At 74.9% G+C, this 21,506-nt stretch carries 20 protein-coding genes; 10 read left to right on the plus strand and 10 right to left on the minus strand.

Features of this window, described 5'->3' with window-relative positions:
- Positions 1-38 precede the first annotated feature (38 nt).
- A complete protein-coding gene (locus K8Z61_RS08035) occupies positions 39-554 on the plus strand; it encodes a DUF402 domain-containing protein (RefSeq protein ID WP_224128254.1) in 516 nt (171 codons plus the stop codon).
- On the opposite strand, the gene K8Z61_RS08040 is transcribed toward K8Z61_RS08035, so the two are convergent.
- Positions 516-1,901 carry a threonine/serine exporter ThrE family protein gene (locus K8Z61_RS08040; protein ID WP_224128256.1) on the minus strand — a complete coding sequence of 462 codons (1,386 nt, stop codon included), beginning with the start codon at positions 1,899-1,901 and terminating at the stop codon, positions 516-518. The genes K8Z61_RS08035 and K8Z61_RS08040 overlap by 39 nt on opposite strands.
- A 59-nt stretch (positions 1,902-1,960) precedes the next feature.
- On the opposite strand from K8Z61_RS08040, the gene K8Z61_RS08045 reads away from it, so the two are divergent.
- Positions 1,961-3,088, plus strand: a complete 1,128-nt coding sequence (locus K8Z61_RS08045) for a glutamate--cysteine ligase (protein WP_308116758.1) — start codon at positions 1,961-1,963, stop codon at positions 3,086-3,088.
- Positions 3,089-3,103: 15 nt separating this feature from the next.
- On the opposite strand, the gene K8Z61_RS08050 is transcribed toward K8Z61_RS08045, so the two are convergent.
- Both K8Z61_RS08050 and K8Z61_RS08055 read right to left on the minus strand, forming a co-directional pair.
- Positions 3,104-4,228 carry an aromatic acid exporter family protein gene (locus tag K8Z61_RS08050; protein WP_224128259.1) on the minus strand — a complete coding sequence of 375 codons (1,125 nt, stop codon included), beginning with the start codon at positions 4,226-4,228 and terminating at the stop codon, positions 3,104-3,106.
- A gap of 56 nt (positions 4,229-4,284) precedes the next feature.
- On the minus strand, positions 4,285-4,746 hold the full coding sequence (locus K8Z61_RS08055) for a hypothetical protein (RefSeq protein ID WP_224128261.1): 462 nt from the start codon (positions 4,744-4,746) through the stop codon (positions 4,285-4,287).
- A 244-nt stretch (positions 4,747-4,990) separates the two neighbouring features.
- Between K8Z61_RS08055 and K8Z61_RS08060 the strand changes: the two genes are divergently transcribed.
- Complete coding sequence (locus K8Z61_RS08060) at positions 4,991-6,397, plus strand: wax ester/triacylglycerol synthase family O-acyltransferase (protein WP_224128262.1); 1,407 nt, start codon at positions 4,991-4,993, stop codon at positions 6,395-6,397.
- Positions 6,398-6,406: 9 nt separating this feature from the next.
- Here the strand turns inward: K8Z61_RS08060 and K8Z61_RS08065 are convergent, their stop codons facing one another.
- A complete protein-coding gene (locus K8Z61_RS08065) occupies positions 6,407-7,228 on the minus strand; it encodes an oxidoreductase (RefSeq protein WP_224128264.1) in 822 nt (273 codons plus the stop codon).
- Positions 7,229-7,253: 25 nt separating this feature from the next.
- On the opposite strand from K8Z61_RS08065, the gene K8Z61_RS08070 reads away from it, so the two are divergent.
- Complete coding sequence (locus tag K8Z61_RS08070; RefSeq protein ID WP_308116759.1) at positions 7,254-7,892, plus strand: mismatch-specific DNA-glycosylase; 639 nt, start codon at positions 7,254-7,256, stop codon at positions 7,890-7,892.
- Here K8Z61_RS08070 and K8Z61_RS08075 read toward each other — a convergent pair.
- Positions 7,876-8,451, minus strand: coding sequence for a hypothetical protein (locus K8Z61_RS08075; protein ID WP_224128266.1), 576 nt, complete (start codon positions 8,449-8,451; stop codon positions 7,876-7,878). The genes K8Z61_RS08070 and K8Z61_RS08075 overlap by 17 nt on opposite strands.
- A 107-nt stretch (positions 8,452-8,558) precedes the next feature.
- On the minus strand, positions 8,559-9,800 hold the full coding sequence (gene glgC / locus K8Z61_RS08080) for a glucose-1-phosphate adenylyltransferase (protein WP_224128772.1): 1,242 nt from the start codon (positions 9,798-9,800) through the stop codon (positions 8,559-8,561).
- A 65-nt stretch (positions 9,801-9,865) separates the two neighbouring features.
- On the opposite strand from glgC, the gene glgA reads away from it, so the two are divergent.
- Positions 9,866-11,095 (plus strand): glycogen synthase, encoded by a 1,230-nt coding sequence (gene glgA, locus K8Z61_RS08085; protein WP_224128268.1) that lies wholly within the window; start codon positions 9,866-9,868, stop codon positions 11,093-11,095.
- A 75-nt stretch (positions 11,096-11,170) separates the two neighbouring features.
- Positions 11,171-11,884 (plus strand): EthD domain-containing protein, encoded by a 714-nt coding sequence (locus K8Z61_RS08090; protein WP_224128270.1) that lies wholly within the window; start codon positions 11,171-11,173, stop codon positions 11,882-11,884.
- Positions 11,885-11,967: 83 nt separating this feature from the next.
- Here K8Z61_RS08090 and K8Z61_RS08095 read toward each other — a convergent pair whose 3' ends face one another.
- The gene (locus K8Z61_RS08095; RefSeq protein ID WP_224128271.1) at positions 11,968-12,378 is read right to left on the minus strand and encodes a DUF4234 domain-containing protein; all 411 of its coding nucleotides are present in this window, start codon (positions 12,376-12,378) and stop codon (positions 11,968-11,970) included.
- Positions 12,379-12,676: 298 nt separating this feature from the next.
- Here K8Z61_RS08095 and K8Z61_RS08100 point away from each other — a divergent pair, with 298 nt between their 5' ends.
- The 4 genes from K8Z61_RS08100 (at position 12,677) to K8Z61_RS08115 (ending at position 18,371) form a co-directional block, all read left to right on the plus strand.
- Entirely contained in the window at positions 12,677-14,137 is a 1,461-nt protein-coding gene (locus K8Z61_RS08100; protein WP_224128273.1) for a DUF1800 domain-containing protein, read from the plus strand.
- A 5-nt stretch (positions 14,138-14,142) separates the two neighbouring features.
- Positions 14,143-15,441 carry a DUF1501 domain-containing protein gene (locus tag K8Z61_RS08105; protein WP_224128275.1) on the plus strand — a complete coding sequence of 433 codons (1,299 nt, stop codon included), beginning with the start codon at positions 14,143-14,145 and terminating at the stop codon, positions 15,439-15,441.
- 117 nt (positions 15,442-15,558) lie between these two features.
- Positions 15,559-17,070, plus strand: coding sequence for a DUF1800 domain-containing protein (locus tag K8Z61_RS08110; RefSeq protein ID WP_224128277.1), 1,512 nt, complete (start codon positions 15,559-15,561; stop codon positions 17,068-17,070).
- A gap of 11 nt (positions 17,071-17,081) precedes the next feature.
- On the plus strand, positions 17,082-18,371 hold the full coding sequence (locus tag K8Z61_RS08115; protein WP_224128278.1) for a DUF1501 domain-containing protein: 1,290 nt from the start codon (positions 17,082-17,084) through the stop codon (positions 18,369-18,371).
- A 166-nt stretch (positions 18,372-18,537) separates the two neighbouring features.
- On the opposite strand, the gene K8Z61_RS08120 is transcribed toward K8Z61_RS08115, so the two are convergent.
- From K8Z61_RS08120 to K8Z61_RS08130, 3 genes are all read right to left on the minus strand, one after another.
- The gene (locus K8Z61_RS08120; protein ID WP_224128280.1) at positions 18,538-19,095 is read right to left on the minus strand and encodes a winged helix-turn-helix domain-containing protein; all 558 of its coding nucleotides are present in this window, start codon (positions 19,093-19,095) and stop codon (positions 18,538-18,540) included.
- 10 nt (positions 19,096-19,105) lie between these two features.
- On the minus strand, positions 19,106-20,212 hold the full coding sequence (locus K8Z61_RS08125; RefSeq protein ID WP_224128282.1) for a methyltransferase domain-containing protein: 1,107 nt from the start codon (positions 20,210-20,212) through the stop codon (positions 19,106-19,108).
- Positions 20,213-20,380: 168 nt separating this feature from the next.
- The gene (locus tag K8Z61_RS08130; RefSeq protein WP_224128284.1) at positions 20,381-21,436 is read right to left on the minus strand and encodes an LLM class flavin-dependent oxidoreductase; all 1,056 of its coding nucleotides are present in this window, start codon (positions 21,434-21,436) and stop codon (positions 20,381-20,383) included.
- Positions 21,437-21,506: the final 70 nt, after the last annotated feature.

Here is a 21,506-nt window from a genome sequence, read left to right on the forward strand (position 1 = left end):
GCGCCGGCCTCCCCGCACCGCACCCTAGGGTCGTGGGCATGGGGAGGCCGGCGTTCGTGCGCATGACCAAGTGGGGCGACCTGCCGCACTGGAGCTTCGACGGGATCGTGCTCGGCGAGGACGCCCACGGCACCTGGCTGGGCTTCCCCGCGGGAGCCCACCACGAGCGGCCCGGGCTCGCCTACGACGCCGAGGTCGACGCGGTCACGCTGGTCCCACGCGACGGCTGGTGGCTGGCGACCTTCCACGCCCCGGGCCTCTGGGTCGACACCTACGTCGACGTCGCGACGCCGGCCGTCTGGGACCCCGACGGCTCGACGCTGCGGTCGGTCGACCTCGACCTCGACGTCATCAGGCGCAGCGACGGCACGGTGCTGCTCGACGACGAGGACGAGTTCGCCGAGCACCGCGTCGCGCTCGGCTATCCCGCGGAGGTGGTGGCGGCGGCCGAGGAGGCCGCGGCCTGGCTGCTCGGCGCCGTCCGCGCCGGCAGCGCGCCCTTCGACGGCACCGCCTCAGCCTGGCTCGGACGCCTCGCGGACCTCCCCCGCTGACGAGCCCGGGAGGTCGGGACGACCGGTGCGGCGCGGGCGGCGCCGCGGCCCGCGCAGCGGACCCACCAGCCGCGGGCCGGCCAGCCGCGACTCCAGACGTCGGGCCTCCCGCTTGAGCGGCTGCGCGATGTATTCGCCGAGGATCACGCCGGAGGCCAAGGCGATCGCGATGGACGCGGCGGTGACCATCTCGAGCAGGCCCTCGGAGGGGATCGCGGCGTCGTCGGAGAGCAGCGCGAGCCCGCGGTAGATCGACAGTCCGGGCAGCAGCGGGACGACGGCCGGGACGACGATCACCAGCGGCGGGACGCGCAGTCGTCCGGACACCGACCAGCTGACCATGCCGACGACGAGCGCGGCGAGCGCGACCGACCACGGTCCGCCGACGCGCTGGGCGGCGATCGACTGGGAGATGACCATCGCGGTGGCCGCCACGAGCCCGATCGGCGCCAGCGCGCGATGGGGCGCGTAGGTGGCGAACCCGAAGGCGGCCGCGCAGACCGCGCCGCCGAAGGCCATCAGGCCCAACGACTTCAGCCCGACCGCCGCCGGGTCGAACCGTCCGACGTCGACCCCCACCACCCGCGCCACCGACAGCCCGCCCGAGATGCCCGCGATGATGCCGGCGGTGGCGAGGAGCGCCTCGGTGATGCGGGCCCCCGCGGTGACGTAGAAGCCCGTCAGCGCGTCCTGGATGGCGCCCATGAACCCGACCCCGGCCAGCAGCATGACGATGTTGGCGGTGACGACCAGGGACGTGTCGACCGGCAGGTGCGCCGCGGCCGCCGCGACCGCGATGACGGTGGCGATCGCCCCACCGGCCACCTGCCGGTAGAACGCCGGCAGGCGACGTCGGGCCATGAGCTGCTGGAGCCGGTCGATCGCGATCGCCGCCACGAAGGCCAGCAGGACGACGAGGGGCGCCCCGCCCAGCTGCGTGGCGACGCCGGCGCTCATCACCCCCCAGGCGATCGTGACCTGCCAGCGCGGCGTCCGGTGCCCGGAGGAGACCAGGCGCGCCAGCCGGGCCCGGGCCTCCCGGAGGTCGACCCGGTCGGCGAGCAGGTCGCGCACCAGGTGGTCGACGGCGGTGAGGTCGGCGTAGTCGATCTCCCGGCGGGTGATCAGCCGGGAGTGGGTGACCGGCTGGTCCTCGGGGCTGGCCTGCCAGCTCATCGAGAGGTGGGTGAAGGTGACGTCGAGGTCGGGGTTGCGCAGGCCCAGATGCCGGGCGACGACCTGCATGCTCGCGGTGACGTCCGCCGCGCCGGCGCCCGAGGAGAGCAGCACCTCCCCGATGCGCAGGCACAGATCGATGGTGAGGTTGACCTCCTTCGGCTCCAGCACGGCGCCAGGGTGGCACGAAGACCACCCGACCCCCTCCCCCGATGTGGTTCTCTACCCGCGTGCGCATCGAGTTCCGGGGCTCCCCCCGCCCCACCCTGGGCGTCGAGTGGGAGCTCGCGCTCGTCGACCGCCGCACGCGCGACCTGCGCAACGAGGCGGCCCACCTGTTCATGCGCGCGAAGGCCCGCATGCCCGACCCCGGCCGGCTGCACAAGGAGCTGCTGCGCAACACCGTCGAGCTGGTCACCGGCGTGTGCGACGACGTGCCGAGCGCGATGGACGACCTGCGCGGCACCCTGGAGGCGGTGCTCCCGGCCGCCGACGAGCTCGGGCTGGACCTGTTCGGCGGCGGGACGCATCCCTTCGCGTCCTGGACGACCCAGCAGCTCAGCGACGGCGTCCGCTACGAGGAGCTGATCAACCGCACGCAGTGGTGGGGACGCCAGATGCTGATCTGGGGCGTCCACGTGCACGTCGGAGTGCCCGAGCGCGAGCGGGTGATGCCCCTGCTCTCGGCCCTGCTCACCTACCATCCGCACCTCCAGGCCCTCTCGGCCTCCTCCCCGATGTGGTCGGGGGTCGACACCGGCTACGCGTCCAACCGCGCGCTGATGTTCCAGCAGCTGCCGACCGCGGGTCTGCCCTTCCAGTTCGGGTCGTGGGCCGAGTACGAGCACTTCGCCGGCGACCAGCTCACCACCGGCGTGATCGACGAGCTCAACGAGATCCGGTGGGACATCCGGCCCGCCGCCCACCTCGGCACCCTCGAGAACCGTGTGTGCGACGGCGTCTCGCGGCTCGACGACCTCGCCGCCCTCGTCGCGCTCGTGCACTGCCTCGTGGTGCACCTCGACGAGGAGCTCGCCGCCGGACGCACCCCGACGGTGCTGCCGCCCTGGCACGTGCAGGAGAACAAGTGGCGCGCCGCGCGCTACGGCCTCGACGCGATCGTGGTGCAGGATGCCCACAACGCCGAGCGGCTGGTCACCGACGACCTCGCCGAGCTGCTCGTGCGCCTCGAGCCGGTCGCGGCACGGCTCGGCTGCGCCGCCGAGCTGGCCTCGGTGGAGCAGCTGGTCGCCCGCGGCGCCTCCTACCAGCGGCAGCGGGCGGTCGCGGCGGCCACCGATGGCGATCTCGTGGCGGTCGTGGACGCCGTCGTCCGCGAGCTGCGCGCCAGCCTCTGACCCGCCCCGTGGCGCTCAGCGCGGCGGGGGCGGCAGCGCGTCGGTGGACTCCAGCTGGCCCATGCCGGTGAGCACGAGTAGGTCGACGACCACCGAGCGCAGCTGGGCGAGCACCACCTCGGCGGTCATCTCCTCCGAGCGCTCCACCTGGCCGGTGGCCGCGCCCACCCGCAGCAGCGCCTCGCGGGCCGCCACAGGCATCCGGTCGGCCTCGAGCTCCTCCACCACGCCGTCGACCGCGTCGGCCAGCTCGCGCAGCAGGACGACGTAGGACGACGGCACGGGCCGCCGGTGGTAGGCCGCCACCGCCACCTGACGCACCAGCACCCGGGTGCTGCGCAGGGCGCGGTCGAGGGGCCCGACCAGGTCGGCCATGCGGCGGATCGTCGGGCGGTGGCGCACCCGGAACGGCGAGGACGACACCACGGCCATGCCCTCGTCGGCCGCGGCCTGCAGCCGCCGGATCAGCACGTCGGTGGAGCGGGCCCGGGCGAGCAGGTCCAGGCCCCGCTCGATGTCGCCGTCGTCGAGGACGTCCGCCGCTCCGCGCAGGAGCCGGGCCACGGTGCGCACGACGACCGCCGCCTGCTCACGGGGCCGGCGCAGCGGCGCCGCCGGGACGACGGTGGCGGCGACCAGGGCGATCGCACCGCCGACCAGGGCGTCGGTCCAGCGGGTGAACGCCCCGCTGGCCCCCGGCACGAGCGCGACCACGAAGATCGACTGCACCGCGGCCTGGTTGACGAACAGCGTGCCGGCGTCCATCAGCAGGGCCACCGCCATGGCGAGCCCGACGATCAGCCCGAGCTGCCACGCACCGGCCCCGAGCCAGGAGACCAGGAGGTCGCCGACCAGCACGCCGAGCGCCACCCCCGCGGTGACCTCCGCGACCCGACGCAGCCGCTGGCCGTAGGACGTGCCCAGGCTGACGACGGCCGCGATCGGCGCGAAGAACGGCAGCGGATGGCCCAGCAGGTGACGCGCCACGAACCAGGCCGTGCCGGCCGCGACCGCGCACTGCACTACCGCCCAGCGCAGCGAGACCAGCCGCGCGATCCGGGCACGCAGGGACGAGCGGGAGCGGGCCCAGGCGGCCTCGAGGCGCCGCTCGAGCTCGAGCGGACCAGGGACCTCGGGCACGCCTGGACCCTAGCCCGCCGCCACCGGCGCGGACGCGGATCGGCCGCCGAGGCGGGTCAGGAGCCCAGGCGACGGGCCCAGTAGAGCGCCTTCTTCATCTCGCCGAGGTCGCGATACCAGGTGAGCACCTGCGCCTTGCACTTCACCCGGCCGGGATACGTGTCGTACTCCAGGCACTCGGCGACCGCCTCGGAGGTGGTGGGCGGGTAGGTGACCGTGCCGTCGTAGTAGTGGATGTCGAAGCCGTTCTCGGCGTCGCCGCCGACGCGCTCGATCGTCGAGCCGGCGGGGCCGACGACCCGGGCGGTCGGCGCGATCGTCTGGACGGCCTGCCCGGTGCGGGCCGCGGCGTCGCCCGGCAGGCCCGCGACCAGGGCGCCGGTGAGGCAGGTGCCCGCGAGCAGGCCGCCCGCGGCGACCAGCCGCAGGCGCCGCCGCGGAGGGAGGGCGACCGGCCGGGCCGGCGCGGCGGGCTCGGCCGGGACGGCCGGGACGGGGGCGGAGGGGACGTGCTGCATGGGTGACTCCCGAGAGACGGGGACGCGAGGCGTCCGATCTGGTCCCGGCACCTCGCCGGGACGCCTCCGACGCTAGGGAGGCCCGACCGCGGACGGAGCCCGTCGATCCTCATCTGGGGAACGGGCCGTCCGCGGGGTCGCTGTGCACGATGATCGGCCCGCGCCGCCACCCGGACCGACGACGGCGACCGTTGCCGCGCGTGCTCCAATGTGTCGGCCGTCACTCCCTCACGAGAGGCTCCCCGTGCTCCCGACGATCGACCCCACCGCCTCGGCCTTCCTCCTGGCTGAGAACCGCAGCATGCCGATGCACGTGGGCGGTCTGCAGCTCTTCGAGCGGCCTGAGGGCGCGGGGCCCGACTACATCCGCGAGATGTACCTGGCGATGCTGGGCAACAGCGACGTCGCGCCGCTGTTCCTCAAGCACCCGCACCGCTCGGTGCGCACCGGCGGCCGCCTGATGTGGCAGCCGGACGAGCAGTTCGACGTCGAGCACCACGTACGCCACTCCGCGCTGCCCGCGCCGGGCCGCTACCGCGAGCTCTTCGACCTCTGCTCGCGGCTGCACTCCACCCGGATGGCGTGGGACCGGCCGCTGTGGGAGGCGCACGTGATCGAGGGTCTCGCCGACGGCAAGGTGGCCCTCTACACCAAGGTGCACCACTCGCTGGTCGACGGCGTCAGCGCGATGCGGCTGCTGCAGAGCGTGCTGTCCACCGACCCCGAGCGGCGCGGGATGCCGGCGCCGTGGGCCTACCGTCCGCCGCGGCGCTCGCCGCTGCCGGCCTCCGACGACGGCCGCAGCATCGCCGGCCTGCCCGTGGAGGCGTTCCGCACCGCACTGAGCCTGAGCGCCGACGCCGCCGGCCTGCCGTCCGCGCTCGTGCGCACCCTGCGGCGGGCGGCGCGCAACGAGACGTCCGCGGTCTCGCTGCGCGCACCCCGCACCCTGTTCAACCAGCGCATCACCGGCGCCCGCCGGTTCGCGGCCGACGACTGGCCGATCGAGCGCCTGCGCGCCATCGGCAAGGCCACCGGCACGACGATCAACGACGTCGTCCTGGCCATGTGCAGCGGCGCGGTGCGCGCCTACCTCGAGGAGCTCGACGCGCTGCCGCAGGAGTCGATGGTGGCGATGGTGCCGGTGGGCCTCAACGCCAAGCAGTCGCAGGTGGCCTCGGCCGAGGGCGGCAACGCGGTCGGCGCGGTGATGGTGCAGATGGCCACCGAGCGCCGCGACGCGGCCGAGCGGCTGAGCGCCATCCACACCTCGATGGCCGACGGCAAGGAGGCGCTCTCGACGATGACGCCGGTGCAGATCCTGGCGATGAGCGCGCTCGGTCAGGCGCCCGCGATCATCACCCCGGCGCTGCGGATGCAGGGCGTCGTCCGACCGCCCTACAACCTGATCATCAGCAACGTGCCGGGCCCGCGCACCACCCACTACTGGAACGGCGCACGGCTCGTGGGCACCTACCCGCTGTCGATCCCGATCCACGGCATGGCGCTGAACATCACCTGCACCAGCTACGACGGCCAGCTGAGCTTCGGGCTCACCGGGTGCCGGCGCACCGTCCCGCGGCTGCAGCGGCTGCTGGGCCACCTCGACGCCGAGGTCGTCGCCCTGGAGCGCGCCGCCGGCCTCGCCTGACGCGCGGCGTCAGGTGAACAGCCGCCCGATGACCGCGTCGAAGGCGCGGTCGGGCATCAGCCGGCGCGAGGCCGGCATGACCAGCCCGCCGCGTCCGGCCGCGTAGCGGGTGCGGGGACGACGCGCCGTGGCGGCCCTCTCGATGACCGACGCGACCGCCTCCGGCCCGCTGGAGAAGGCCGGCCGGTCAAAGAACGCCAACGTGCGGGCGGCCTTGCGGGCCGAGCGGTCGTAGGGGCCGCCGCTGCTGGTCTCTACCAGGCTCGTCCGGGCGATCTCGTTCCACTCGGTGCGGATCGTGCCCGGCCGCACCAGCACGACGTCGACGCCGAAGCGCCGCAGCTCGACGCGCAGGCTGTCGGAGAAGCCGTCGACGGCGAACTTCGTCGCGTGGTACCAGGCGCCGAACGGCTCGTAGATGACCGCGCCGATCGACGACACGTTGATCACCCGGCCGCTGCCCTGGGCGCGCATCGTCGGCAGCACGAGCTGGGTCAGCCGCGCGAGGCCGAAGAGGTTGACCTCGAACTGGCGCCGGGCCTCCTCGATCGGCACCTCCTCGACCGCGCCGTACGCGCCGTAGCCGGCGTTGTTCACCAGGACGTCCAGCCGTCCCTGCTCGCGCAGGATGCGCTCGACGCCGGCGCTCATCGACTCCTCGTCGGTGAGGTCCATGCCGAAGACGTGCACGCCGCGCTCGGCCAGCGGCGTCATCCGCTCGACCCGGCGGGCGACGCCGTAGACCTCGAAGCCGGCGGCCTTGAGCCGCAGGGCGGTGTGCTCGCCGATGCCGGACGAGGCGCCGGTGACCAGGGCGACAGGAGCAGTCATGGGGCCAGGATGGCAGGCTCGGGACGTGCCCGAGCAGCCGTCCCGCCGAACCCCCGAGCGAGCCCGTCCGCGATCCTCGGCCCGCACGTTCACCCGCGCCGAGCTCGAGGCGTACCGCGACGCCGTCGTGCCCGACCTGGTGCCCGGCCCGGACGACCCGCCGCTGCGCCTCCTGTTCGTCGGCATCAACCCGGGCCTGTGGACCGCCGCCACCGGCACCCACTTCGCCCACCCGGGCAACCGCTTCTACCCGGCGCTGCTGCGCGGCGGCGTGATCGAGCGCCCGATCTCCCCCACCGGCATGGACGACGACGACCGCGCCCATCTGCGCGGTCGGGGCATCGGCATCAGCAACCTGGTGCCGCGGGCCACCGCGAGGGCGTCGGAGCTGACGGTCGCCGAGCAGCGCGACGGCGGCCGCGCGCTCGAGGAGCGGGTGGCACGCCTGCGCCCGCGCGTGGTGGCGATGGCGGGCATCACCGCCTACCGCATCGCGTTCGAGCGTCCGAAGGCGGTGATGGGGCGGCAGGACGAGACCCTCGGCGGCGCCGAGCTCTGGGTCGTGCCGAACCCCAGCGGGCTCAACGCGCACGAGACCGTCGACACCCTCGCGGCCGCCTACGCCGAGGTCGCGCGGGCCGCCGGGGTCATCCCGGCACCGTGAGCACGGCGTCCACCCGGACCCGCTGGACGCCGCGCTGCCACAGATGCGCCGCGGATCGCCGGTAGCCGACGTCGACGCCCGTCACGTGCACCTGGCCCGGACGGCTCGCCGTCAGGGTCAGGACGAGGAGGTCGTCGGGGCCGCGGACGAAGCGCATGGGGAGGTGGACCGGCTCGAGATCGCGGCAGTGCTCGGCAGCATCACGTGCCGCGCCGGGCGGGTCCTCGTCCGGCAGCCGGTGGCAGATCGCGAAGGCGACGCCGACACCGGGCGCCTCGGGCTCGTCGAGCACGGGTCGCAGGCTCTCGAGGACCAGCGTCTCGCGGTCGCCGGTCGGGTACACCATCGTCGTCGCCAGTGAGCCGCCGGACGCCGTGGGCGCCGACAGCGCGACGGTCCCGGCCAGATCCGGCAGCAGGCGCGGGTGGCTCCAGACCCAGCCACCCCAGCCGGCGACCGCCAGCAGGACGGCCAGCGCCGCGCCGACCAGCCGACGACGCGCGCCCGGCGGCGTCGTGACGGTGGCCGGCACGGGCTCGCCCAGCGTCGTCGTCTGCACGGGCCCACCGTCGCCCCGGCGGGGGCCCGTGTCGAGGCCGGTCTGGACCTGCGGACGCGCGGACATGGTGGTCGAGCCTGCCGAGGCCCTGGTGCCGCCGCCCGACGTCAGGCCGGGAGGCGCTGGTCCTTGCCGAGCACCGTGAGGCCGTCCTGGACGACGAGGCCGCGCGCGAGGTCCTCCTCGACGTCGACGCCGATCCGCGCGCCGGGCGGCACGACGACGTTCTTGTCGAGGATCGCGTTGCGCACGATCGCGCCCTCGCCGACCCGCACGCCGTTGAGCAGGATCGAGTCGCTCACCTGCGCGCCGGTCTCGACCCACACCGCCGGGCTGAGCACCGAGCGGCTCACCGAGCCGCCGGTGATGACCGTGCCGGGCGAGAGCAGGGCGTCCTCGGTGCGCGCCGGGGAGCCGTCCGCGCCCTGCACGACCTTCGAGGGCGGCTGCGGGCCGTAGCTGGTGTAGATCGGCCAGTCGAAGTTGTAGAGGTTGAAGACCGGCAGCGGCGAGACGACGTCCATGTGCGCGTCGTAGTAGGAGCGCATGGTGCCGACGTCGCGCCAGTAGCCCTGGTCGCGCGCGGTCGCGCCGGGCACGACGTTGTCCTGGTAGTCGTAGACCGCGGCCTGCGAGCGGCGCACGAACGACGGGACGATGTCGCCGCCCATGTCGTGCGCGGAGCCGGTGGTGTCGGCGTCACGGGTGACCGCCTCGACCAGGGCGTCGGCGTCGAAGACGTAGTTGCCCATCGAGGCCAGCACCTCGCCGGGGCTGTGCGGCAGCCCGACGGGGTCGGTCGGCTTCTCCAGGAACTCGCGGATGCGCGAGGGCTCGTCGGGGACGACGTCGATGACGCCGAACTGGCTCGCCAGCGCGATCGGCTGCCGGATCGCGGCCACCGTGCACGCCGCGCCGCTCTCGACGTGCTGGGCGATCATCTGGGAGAAGTCCATGCGGTAGACGTGGTCGGCGCCGACCACGACGACGATGTCGGGCTGCTCGTCGCGGATCAGGTTGAGCGACTGGTAGATCGCGTCGGCGCTGCCGAGGTACCAGTGCTTGCCGACCCGCTGCTGCGCCGGCACCGGGGTCACGTAGTTGCCCAGCATCGAGGACATCCGCCACGTCTGGGTGACGTGCCGGTCGAGGCTGTGCGACTTGTACTGCGTCAGCACGACGACCTGCAGGCAGCCGGAGTTGACGACGTTGGAGAGCGCGAAGTCGATCAGGCGGTACGCCCCGGCGAACGGGACGGCGGGCTTGGCGCGGTCGGCGGTGAGCGGCATCAGCCGCTTGCCCTCGCCTCCGGCCAGCACGATGGCGAGGACCTTCTTGCGGGCGACCATGCTCGTCATGGCCTCAACGTAGTGCCCCAGGTCACGTCGGCGCCGCGAGCCGGTAGCGTCGCGGCGTGCGCGTCGACGTCCTCACCAAGGAGTACCCGCCCGAGATCTACGGCGGGGCGGGGGTGCACGTGGCCGAGCTGGTCCGGGCGTTGCGCCGCATCGGCTCGGACGGCTCGGGGGGCGACGCCGACCTCGAGACCCGCGTCCACGCCTTCGGCGCCCCGCGCGACGAGCCGGGCACCGCCTCCTACGCCGAGCCCGCAGGCGCCGACCCGCTGGCCGGCGCCAACCCCGCGCTGCGGACGATGGCCGTCGACCTCGCGATCGCCGAGGCCTGCGCCGGGGCCGACGTCGTGCACTCCCACACCTGGTACGCCAACCACGCGGGCCACCTCGCGGGGCTGCTGCACGACGCACCGCACGTGGTCACCGCCCACTCGCTCGAGCCGCTGCGGCCCTGGAAGGCCGAGCAGCTGGGCGGCGGCTACCGGCTCTCCTCCTGGGTCGAGCGCACGGCCTACGAGGGCGCCGCGGCGGTGATCGCGGTGTCGGCCGCCATGCGCGAGGACGTCCTGCGCAGCTACCCGGCCGTCGACCCCGAGCGCGTGCACACCGTGCACAACGGCATCGACACCGGCCTGTGGACGCCCACCGCCGCCCCCGACCGGGTGCGCGCCCTCGGCGTCGATCCCGACCGTCCCTCGGTGGTCTTCGTCGGCCGGATCACCCGGCAGAAGGGCCTGCCGCTGTTCCTGCGGGCCTGCGCGGCCCTGCCGCCCGACGTGCAGATCGTGCTGTGCGCCGGCGCCCCCGACACCGCCGAGATCGCCGCGGAGGTCGAGGGCCTGGTCGCCGACCTGCGCGCGACCCGTCCGGGCGGCGAGGGCGTCGTGTGGATCGGCGAGATGCTGCCGCGGGCCGACGTCGTCGCGCTGCTCACCCAGGCCACGGTCTTCGCCTGCCCCTCGATCTACGAGCCGCTGGGCATCGTGAACCTCGAGGCGATGGCCTGCGAGACCGCCGTCGTGGCCACCGCGACCGGCGGCATCCCCGAGGTCGTCGTGCCGGACGAGACCGGCCTGCTGGTGCCGATCGAGCAGGCCGACGACGGCACCGGCACCCCGCTGGACCCCGACCGCTACGTCGCCGACTTCGCCGCCGCGCTCACGGAGCTTCTCGCCGATCCCGAGCGGGCCGCCACGATGGGCCGGGCCGGACGCGCCCGCGCGGTCGAGGCGTTCGGCTGGGACGCCATCGCCGCCCGCACCGTCGAGGTCTACCGCTCGGTGCTCTGAGACCGCCCGCACGAGGCTCCGCCCACCTGACGAACGCCCCGCCCGGGACGTGACGCCGGTCACTACCGTCCGGCCATGACCACCTGGCTCCCCGCGGGCACGCCGAAGACCGTCCACCTGCTGCGCGGCGCGGACGCCGAGGCCCTGCTGGCCGACGACCTGCGGTCCGCGCTGGCCGCGCTCGGGGTGCGACGGCTGCAGCTGAACCTCGACGACGAGCCGGTCGCCGCGGGCCTGCGGCTGGCGGCCGGCGATCATCCGGCCGGGCCGATCACCGGCGTCGCGTCGCTGTGGGCAGCGACCGACCACGCGGCGGCCCACGCGCTGCTCGCCGAGCGCGTCCGGGCAGCGACCGGCTGGCACGTCGACGAGCGCCGGCGGCTCGACCCGCCCGAGACCTACGCCGGCGAGCGGGCCGACGCGCTGGCCAACGTCGCGGTGCTGCGGCGTCCGGCCGAGCTGGACGAGGCCACGTGGCGGCACCGCTGGCTCGTCGAGCACACGCCGATCGCGATCCGCACCCAGGCGACCTCGGGCTACGTGCAGAACATCGTGCTCGGCCCGGTGGCCGAGGCCGCCGCCGGAGGCGCCGACGAGCGGCCCGACGCGATCGTCGAGGAGCTCTTCCCGACCGCCGGGCTCACCGACCCGCACGCCTTCCACGGCAGCGGCGGCGACGACGCCGAGCTGACCCGGCGGATCACCGAGCTGATGACCAGCGTCGCGCGCATCGGCGCCGACCACGACCTCGACCTCGTCCCGTCCGGCCGGCGGCTCTGGGACCTCTGACCCGGGATCCTGGCGGCGAGACGCCGACGGCGCCCGGACCGTGGAGGTCCGGGCGCCGTCGCGCGCGAGGTGGAGCGGAGGGCTCAGCCCTGCACGCCCACCGAGCGCCAGTACTCGTTGAGCGCGCCGTTGGTCTTGACGAACCACACGATCGGGCCGATGAAGAACAGGAAGATGCCCGGGAAGTACCACAGGCCGGTGGCGCCGGAGACGCGCTTCTCGCGGCCGGCGCGCTCGTAGAGGCCGCCGACCTCGGAGGAGGTCAGGTAGGGCATCACGATGCCCACGAAGAACGCCAGGATCAGCGCGATGCCGCCGCCGACGCCCTGGCCGGTGTGGCGCTTCATCTCGTCGTGCACCTGGTAGTACCAGACGATCGGGTAGATGCCGAGGGTCACGACGGTCAGCAGGATGCAGATCCCGGTGGAGCGGATCTTGCCGGGCTGGCCGTGGCCCGGGACGGGCGCGGCGTAGGACGGGGCGTACTCGGTCACGGGGTCTCCTCGGGAGGGCGGAGCGCGTCCGGGGCGGACGGCCAGCGAGCACGGTAGTGACCGGAGCCACCCCGCGCACGCGGAACGCCGTCATCCGATCGGCGGACGGCGGCATGGCCCGAACGGGCCGGTCACGGGTCCGACCGGTCACCATCGCGGCCACGGCGGCACCGGCGTCCCCCGGCCGCTCAGGTACCCCCGTCGGCGTGCCGAGTGCTCCGTCGAGCCACCAACCCCAGGCCTCCCCCGGCCGGTGACTCGCCCCCCGACGTGCCCCCATCCCCCCGGACGGTGCCCTGTGTCCCGCTACGCCCCGGCTCGCTACCCCGCGACCCCGATCCTCTCGACGAGCGCCCGCGTGCTCGTCAGCCGCTTCTCCTTCGGCCTGACCCCCACGCTCGCCTCCGAGGTGTTGCGCGCCGGCGGCGCCCGCGCCTGGTGGGAGAAGCAGATCGCGACCGCCTACGACGACCCCGACGGCCTGGCCGCCGAGGCCGACTGGTGGCCCAACCAGCACTACGACGCCGCCACCATCTGGCAGCGGCAGCAGGCGGGCACCGAGGGCAGCTGGGCGGTCATGGCGAACTACGGCCGCCGCCTGCTGGCCCGCCGCATCGTCACCCGCCGGCAGGTGCTCGAGGTGATGACGGAGTTCTGGGAGAGCCACTTCCACGTGCCGCTCGGCGCCGACAACGTCGCCTTCTGGCGGGTGCCCTACGGCGAGGAGATCCGCCAGCGGGCCCTGGGGACGTTCGAGGACCTGCTCCAGGCCGCCGTCCTGCACCCGGCGATGCTGCTGTTCCTGGGCAACGCGATCTCCACCAAGGCGCACCCGAACGAGAACCTCGGCCGCGAGCTGCTCGAGCTGCACACCGTCGGCATCGGCACCTACGGCGAGGACGACGTCAAGGCCGCCGCCCGCATCCTCACCGGCTGGCGCGTCGACCAGTGGAAGACCTGGAACGCCTACTACTCCCCGCGCGACCACTGGACCGGCCCCGTGCAGGTGATGGGCTTCGCCGACGCGAACGCCGCCACCGACGGCCAGGACCTCACGCGTCGGCTGCTCTCCTACCTGGCCCACCACCCGGCGACCGCCGAGCGGATCGCCCGCAAGCTGGCCCAGCACTTCGTCAGCGACACCCCGTCCGAGGCGCTGGTGGCGCGGCTCGCGGCGGTCTACCTGGCCAACGACACCGCCATCGTCCCCGTGCTGCGGGCGCTGATCTCCTCGCCGGAGTTCCTCGGCTCGGCGGGCCGCAAGCTGCGCGAGCCCAGCGCGGACGTCGTGGCGACCTACCGCGCGCTCGGCGCGACCATCAAGCCCCCGCGGATCGACAGCAGCGCCGCCAACCAGATGCTGTGGCAGGCCAAGAACGTCGGCCTCGGCCCGATGGAGTGGCCGCGGCCCGACGGCCGCCCGACCGACGCGCAGTCGTGGGCGACGCCGCTGCGCGCGCTGGCGTCCATGGAGTTCCACTGGCAGGTCGCCGGCGGCTGGTGGCCCGGCGAGGACATCGTCTGGCGCACCCCGCAGCAGTGGCTGCCCCGGCCGCGGGTGAGCCTGCGGGTGCTGGTCGACCACCTCTCCCGGACGATCCACGGCCGCCCGTCGACCGAGGGCCTGCTGCGCAGCTGCTGCGTGGCCACGAACCTCGCCCCCGAGACCGTCATCACGAAGGACCACCCGCTGGTGCAGTGGGGCTTCCCCCGCCTGCTCGGCGCCCTCCTCGACCACCCGAACCACTACGAGCGGTGACCGCCATGACCTCCTCCACCCCCATCCCCGGCTCCCCCGTCGACCCCGTCGAGCTCGCCGCCTCCGCCGCCCCCGAGGCGGCCTGCGACTGCCCGACCGGCGGGCTCTCGCGCCGGCGCGTCCTGCAGGGCCTCGGCGCGGCCGGCGTCTCCTTCACCGTCGGCTCGGCGGTCGTCGGCATCGCCTCGCCCTCGGCGGCCGCGGTCGGCGGCGGCGACAACGTCGTCGTCGTGCTGTCGCTGCGCGGCGGGGCCGACGGCCTCGCCCTCGTCGTGCCGCACGGCGACGCGACGTACTACACCGCCCGGCCGACGCTGGCGATCCCCAAGGCCAGCCTCCTGGCGCCGGACGAGATGTTCGGCCTGCACCCGGCGCTCGCCCCGCTGCTGCCGATGTGGCAGGCCGGTCAGGTCGCCGCCGTCCACGCCACCGGCCTGCCGGTGGCCAACCGCAGCCACTTCGCCGCGATGGAGGAGATCGAGGACGCCTCCCCGGGCACCAGCAGCCGCACGGGCTGGCTCAACCGGGTGCTCGGCACCGACGTCGACCCGCTGCGGGCGATCGCGATCGGCGACCTGCCGAGCGCGCTCTACGGTCCCGCGCCGAGCATGTCGTTCAACCGGCTCGACGACGCCGTCATCGCCGGCGACGACAAGTGGGACCCCACCCACCAGCGACGTCGGGCGATGGCGATGCAGTGGCGCTCGAAGGGCGGCCCGATGGGCACGGCCGTGCGCTCGGCGATGACCGCGGTGTCCGAGCTGGGCCCCGCCCGCGCCGCGGCCGACCGGCGCGACGACTTCCCGGCCACCGACCTGGGCCGCGCGATGGCCGAGGTCTCGCGCACCATCCGCGGGAACGTCGGCGCGCAGGTGATCACGATCGACCAGGGCGACTGGGACATGCACGTCAGCGCCGGCGGCGTCGCCTCCGGCGCGATGGTCGACAACACCGCGGAGCTGGCCGGCGCCATCGCGGCCTTCTTCGCCGACCTCGGACCGGACGCCGCGCGCGTGACCCTGGTCACGATCAGCGAGTTCGGGCGTCGCGTCGTCGAGAACGGCTCTGGCGGCACCGACCACGGGTGGGGCAATGTGATGTTCCTCGCCGGCGCCGGAGTGAAGGGAGGGCGCTACTACGGGCGGTGGCCCGGCCTCGCCGGCAACCTCGACTCCGACCTGCCCGTCACCACCGACTACCGATCCGTCCTCGCCGAGGTCGTCGCCACCCGCACGACCGCCTCGACCGCCACCGTGTTCCCCGGCTTCGCTCCCCAGGCCGTGGGCGTCATGACCGGTCTGTGAGATCTGCCCCCCGGATCTCACAGACCTCCCTCCCCTCCTCGCCGCACCCGCGGCACCGCACCACCCCCCGTCCGACGTCGTCTGCGTGACGTCGGGCACCCCCATCCGAGGAGCACCATGAGCCCCCGAGCGACCGCTCAGCCGACCCTGCGTCGGATCCCCCGCCGCAGCACGGCAGCCCGTCTGACCGTCGACTACACGCCCGGCTCGTACCCGACGACCCCGATCGGCTCCGGGCCGGTCGTGCACCTGCTGAACCGCTTCGCGTACGGCGCGACCCCCGCCTCGGTGGCCGCCGTGGCCGCCGCCGGCGGCCCCGCGCCCTGGCTGGACGCCCAGCTCGCCGCGCCCTACGACGCCGCCGCGGCGGCCGTGGGCGACTGGTGGCCCGACCTGCGCCGCTCCCCCGCCGACGTCTGGAACCGCGCCCAGACCGGCACCCGCCGCGCGATCGACGTGATGGGCGACTACGTCAACCGCACCCTGGCCCGGCGCATCACCTCGCCGCGTCCCGTGCTCGAGGCCGTCACCGACGTGCTCGAGAACCACCTGCACGTGCCGGTGACCGCCGAGTTCTCCTTCCCCTTCCGCGCCGGCTACGGCGACCTGATCCGCTCGAAGGCGCTCGGCCGCTTCGACGACCTGCTCGTGGCCTCGACCGTCCACCCGGCGATGCTGATGTACCTCAACGCCAACGGGTCGCGGAAGGACCACCCCAACGAGAACCTCGCCCGCGAGCTGCTCGAGCTGCACACCGTCGGCGTCGGGGCCTTCGGCGAGGACGACGTCAAGGCCGTCGCGCGGCTCCTCACCGGCTTCCTCGTCGACCCGACGGGCCAGCTGCAGTACGTCACCGACGCCCACGACACCCAGCCGGTGACGGTGCTCGGCTTCTCCGACGCCAACGCCTCCGCCGACGGCCGCCCCGCGCTGACCCGGCTGCTGCGCTACCTCGCCTCGCACCCCGCGACCGCGCGGCGCATCGCCACCCGCCTCGCGGTGCGCTTCGTCGCCGACCAGCCGCCGGCGGCGCTCGTCGACCGGCTGGCCGCCGTGTACCTCGCCAGCGGCACCGACCTGCGTCCGGTGGTGAAGACGCTGGTCACGAGCGCCGAGTTCAGCGCCTCGGCCGGGCAGAAGGTGCGCGACCCGCACGAGGAGCTCGTGGCGCTGATGCGGATGCTGCGCGGACGCGTCACCGCCCCGCTCACCCCCTTCGACCTGTCCAACCTGCTGTGGCAGGGCGCGAAGATGATGGGCCACACGCCGTTCAGCTGGCCCTCGCCCGACGGCCAGCCGCAGGTGGCCGGCGCCTGGGCGACGGCCTCGCGCGCCACGGCGTCGCTGCAGATGCACGCCCGGTTGGCGACGCTCGGCTACCCGTCCGGCTTCTACCCGACGGTCTGGGAGTTCCTCCCGACCCGCAACGTCGCGTTCCGCGACCTCGTCGACCATCTGCACCGGCTGCTGCACCAGCGGCCCTCGACGTCGGTCGCGCTCCAGGCCTGCTGCCAGGCCACCGGCGTCGACCCGTCCGCCCTCATCACCGCCGCCCACCCGGTGATCGGCCCCGGATGGCCGCTGCTGCTCGGCGCCGTCCTCGACCTGCCCGTCACCTTCCAGCGCTGAGGAGCGTCCCGATGTCCCCCCTGCTCTCCCGCACCCGCACCCCCGCGCACGCCACGTCCGCCGTCACGTGCTGCCCCGAGGGCGCGGCCCTGGCCTCGAGCCGTCGCGGCTTCCTCCAGGGCGCCGCGCTGGTCGGCACGACGATCGCGGTCGGCTCGAGCGTCGTGACCTTCGCCGGCTCCGCGGCCGCGGCCACCGCCGGCTCCCCCGTCGTGGTCGTGCTCTCGCTGCGCGGCGCCGCCGACGGCCTCTCGCTCGTCGTGCCGCATGCCGACCCCGCCTACTACGCGGCGCGCCCGACCCTGGCCGTCCCGAAGGCGAGCCTGCTGGCGCAGGACGCGATGTTCGGCCTGCACCCCGCGCTGGCCCCGCTGCTGCCGCTGTGGAACGCCGGCCGCCTCGCCGCCGTGCACGCGACCGGGCTGCCGGTGGCCAACCGCAGCCACTTCGCCGCGATGGAGGCGCTCGAGGACGCCGACCCGGGCAGCTCCGAGCGCGTCGGCTGGCTCAACCGGATGATCGGCGTCGCCGGGGGCACCGACCCGATGCTCGGGCTCGCGATCGGCTCGCTGACGCCGACCTCGCTGGCCGGTCCGGCCGCCGGGCTGACGCTCACCTCCCTCGAGGAGTCGCTGGCCGCCGACCCCTCGTACCGCAGCGGCCCCCGCCGCACCTCGCTCGACACGATGTGGGCCGGCCAGTCCGGCCCGATGGCCCAGGGCATGCGCTCGGCCCTCGCGACGACCACCCCGCTGGCCACGGCCCTCGCCCAGCCCGACACCAGCGCGTCGTACGGCACCGGCCCGCAGGGGCTCGGCCGGGCGCTCGCCACGGTGGCCCGGACGATCAAGTCCGGCGTCGGGCTCTCGGCGGTGACCGTCGACCACGGGGACTGGGACATGCACGCCGACCTCGGCACGCCCGCCGCCGGACGGCTGCGCACCAATGCCACCGAGCTCGCCACCGCGCTCGCGGCGTTCTTCGCCGACCTCGGCCCGGCGGCCGACCGGGTGACCCTGGTGACGATCAGCGAGTTCGGCCGACGCGTGGCCGAGAACGCCAACGCCGGCGCCGACCACGGCTGGGGCAACGTCATGCTGCTGGCCGGCGCGGGCGTGAAGGGCGGCCGGTACTACGGCCGGTGGCCCGGCCTGACGAACAGCCTGGACGCCGACCTGCCGGTCACCACCGACTACCGGTCGGTGCTCGCGGAGGTCGTCGCGACCCGCACCACCGCATCGACCGCCACCGTGTTCCCCGGCTTCGCCCCCGAGACGATCGGCGTGATGAGCCGGGTCTGAGCGGACGCCGGGCCGGGGTCGAGCCAGCCCGCGTCACGTCGTCCGGCGTCACATCCGCCCCAGGCGTCACGACTGGTCAGGGGAAACTGGACGTTGTCAGGGGAAACTTCACCTGACAACGTCCGGATTCCCCGGATATCCGGGGAATCCTGCGCTCCGCGCGACGTCAGCCCTCTCCGGGCTCGGCAGGCCCAGCAGACCCAGCAGGCTCCCCGGGCTCCGCAGGCCGGGCGACCAGCTCGGAGGGGACGGCGCGGCCGGCGTCGGTGAGCGCCCAGACGCCGGGGCGCGGGGCGAGGAGCAGGCCGTCGTCGGCGAGGTCCTTGCGGGCCCAGCGCAGCGCGGTGCGCCACCGCGGCTCGCCCTGCGGCCCGAGCTCGCGGTCGCCGGGCAGCAGGACGGCGGCCATCCGCTCCTCGACGCGGTCGATCACCGCGGCGGCGTCGTCCTCGCCGTCGGCGTCCTGCAGCACGCCGAGGATCCACGGCTTGAAGTCGTCCTGATGGGTCCGCAGCCGGGGCCGGGCGGGCGCCGGCGGGGCGCCCGGGGTGCGGGCCGCGGCCCGGGTGGTGGTGCGCGAGCGCGTGACCGGGCTGGCCTTGGCCCGCGGGGTCCGGGCCCGGGCGGCCGCCGGGGCGACCTCCTCCGGCGGGGGCTTCGGCATGCCGTGCACGCAGGTGCTCAGGGGCAGGTCGCACAGGTCGCAGTAGTCGCCGCCGCTCACGGACCCGAGGCTAGCCCGGCCGCTGACCGGCGCCCACCGGCGGGGTCGGCTCCAGCAGGACGAGCACCTCCGCATGGGCGGTCTGGGGGAACAGGTCGACCACCTGCGCCCGCACCGGCCGGTACCCCCGAGGCCCCCCGGCCCCGGCGGAGGGTCCGCCCAGCGCGGTCAGGTCGCGGGCCAGCGAGGCCGGCGAGCAGCTGGAGTAGAGGATCGCGCCGGGCCGCTCGGCCCGCAGCCGCGCGCAGAGCCCCTCGCCGAGCCCGCGTCGCGGCGGGTTGACGACGACGAGGTCCCAGGGGCCGGGCCCGTCGGGACCCTGGCGCTCGTCACCCACACCGCCGCCCCAGGGCTCGGCCACGGCGTCGCCGACGGCGAAGGTGGCCGCCAGCCCCGCCTCGGCGGCGCTGCGCCGCGCCGCCCGCACGGCGTCGGCGGAGATCTCCAGGCCGTGCACGCGTCGGCCCGGTGCGGCCAGGTGCAGGGCGAACCCGCCGACCCCGCAGTAGAGGTCGAGGACGGAGCGGGGCGCGAGGTGGTCGGTCCAGGCGCGCGCCGTGGCGTAGAGCCGGGCGGCCATCGCCGTGTTCGTCTGGAAGAAGCCCTGCGGCCGCAGGTGCAGGGTGAGGGCGCCGAGTCGCATCGGCAGGGTCTCCTGGGCGGTCAGCACGATCTCCTCCGGCCCCTCGAGCACCGCCTTGTGCTCGGGCTGGAGGTTCACCGACAGCACCGCCACCGGCAGCCGCCCGGTGAGCCAGTCGAGCTGCTTGCGCACCCGCGGCAGCCCCTCGGTGGAGCGCAGCACGAGCCGCACCATCAGCGCGCCGTCGGGGCTGACGGTGACGATCAGGTGCTTGAGCTCGCCCCGGCGGGCGGCGACGTCGTAGGGCGTGAGCCGGGCGCGGGTGACGAGCTCGGCGAGGACCGGCAGCGCGGCCCGCAGCGCCGGCTCGTGCAGGCCGCAGTCGCGCAGGTCGACGCCGCGCAGCCCGGCGTCCAGGATGCCGAGCGTGGGCTGCTCGAGCGTGCCGCCCACGACCATCTTGGCCTTGTTGCGGAACCCCGACGAGGGCCCGCTCGCCGCCGGCTCCCAGCGCACGTCTCCGGCGCCCGGCACCCCGTCGAGCGTCGCGCGGACGGCGGCCTCGAGGTCGTCGAGCTGGCGCGGGTAGGGCGTGCCCAGCCAGGTGCACGAGCGGCAGCGGTCGGCGTCGAGATGCCGGCACCGCAGCGCGTCCGGCGTGCCGGGCAGCGGGGCGAGCGACGTGGCGGGCTCGGCCAGGGCTCAGCCCACCGGGGCGACGGCCAGCAGCTCGCGCACCCGCGGGGCGACCTCGCGTCCGTACAGCTCGATCGCGCGGCACAGCCGCTCGTGCGGCATCGGGCCGTTGGAGTACTTCAGGTCGAAGCGGGAGAGCCCGAGGGTGCGGACGGTCTCGGCGATGCGCCGCGCGACGGTCTCCGGGGAGCCGACGAACACCGCGCCGTGCTCGGCCTCGGCCTCGAACTGCTCGCGGGTCGTGGGGCCCCAGCCGCGCTCGCGGCCGATGCGGTCACGGTTGGCCTTGAAGTGCGGGAAGAGCAGCTCGCGGGCCTCCTCGTCGGTGTCGGCGACGAAGCCCGGCGCGTGCACGCCGACCGGCAGCGTCGGCGCGCCGAACTCGCGCAGCGCGCGGTGGTAGAGGTCGACGTACGGCACGAACCGCGCCGGGTCGCCGCCGATGACGGCCAGCTTGAGCGCGAACCGGTAGTGGGCCGCGCGCACCACCGACTCGGGGGACCCGCCGACGCCGACCCAGGCGGTGACGGTGCCGCGCTGGGTCTTCGGGTGCACCTCGGCGTCGACCAGCGGCCGCCGGACGCTGCCCTCCCAGCTGACCGGGCCCTCGCCGCGCAGGCGGGCGAAGAGGTCGAGCTTCTCGGAGAAGAGCACCTCGTAGTCGTCGAGGTCGAAGCCGAAGAGCGGGAAGGACTCGGTGAACGAGCCGCGGCCCAGCGTCACCTCGGCGCGGCCGCCGGAGACGGCGTCCAGCGTCGCCGCCTTCTCGTAGACCCGCACGGGGTCGTCGGAGCTGAGCACGGTGACGGCCGTGCCCAGCAGGATCCGCTCGGTGCGCGCCGCGATGGCCGCCAGGACGATCTCGGGCGAGGAGACCGCGTAGTCGTCGCGGTGGTGCTCGCCGACGTTGAAGGCGTCGACCCCGCAGGCGTCGGCCAGCACGCCCTGCTCGACCACCTCGCGGATGACCTCCGCGGGGTGACGGGGCGTGCCGGCGGCGTCGAGGGTGACGTCGCCGAAGGTGTCGAGCCCGAGCTCGGGACGATCGGGGGTGCCGCTCATGCCTCCAGGCTGCCAGAGGCGGCCGACGCACGCCCGTCCGCGGGGGCCCGAGGCCGTCCCGCGCATGAGA

This window comes from Nocardioides sp. TRM66260-LWL (assembly GCF_020075545.1).
Lineage (GTDB): Bacteria > Actinomycetota > Actinomycetes > Propionibacteriales > Nocardioidaceae > Nocardioides.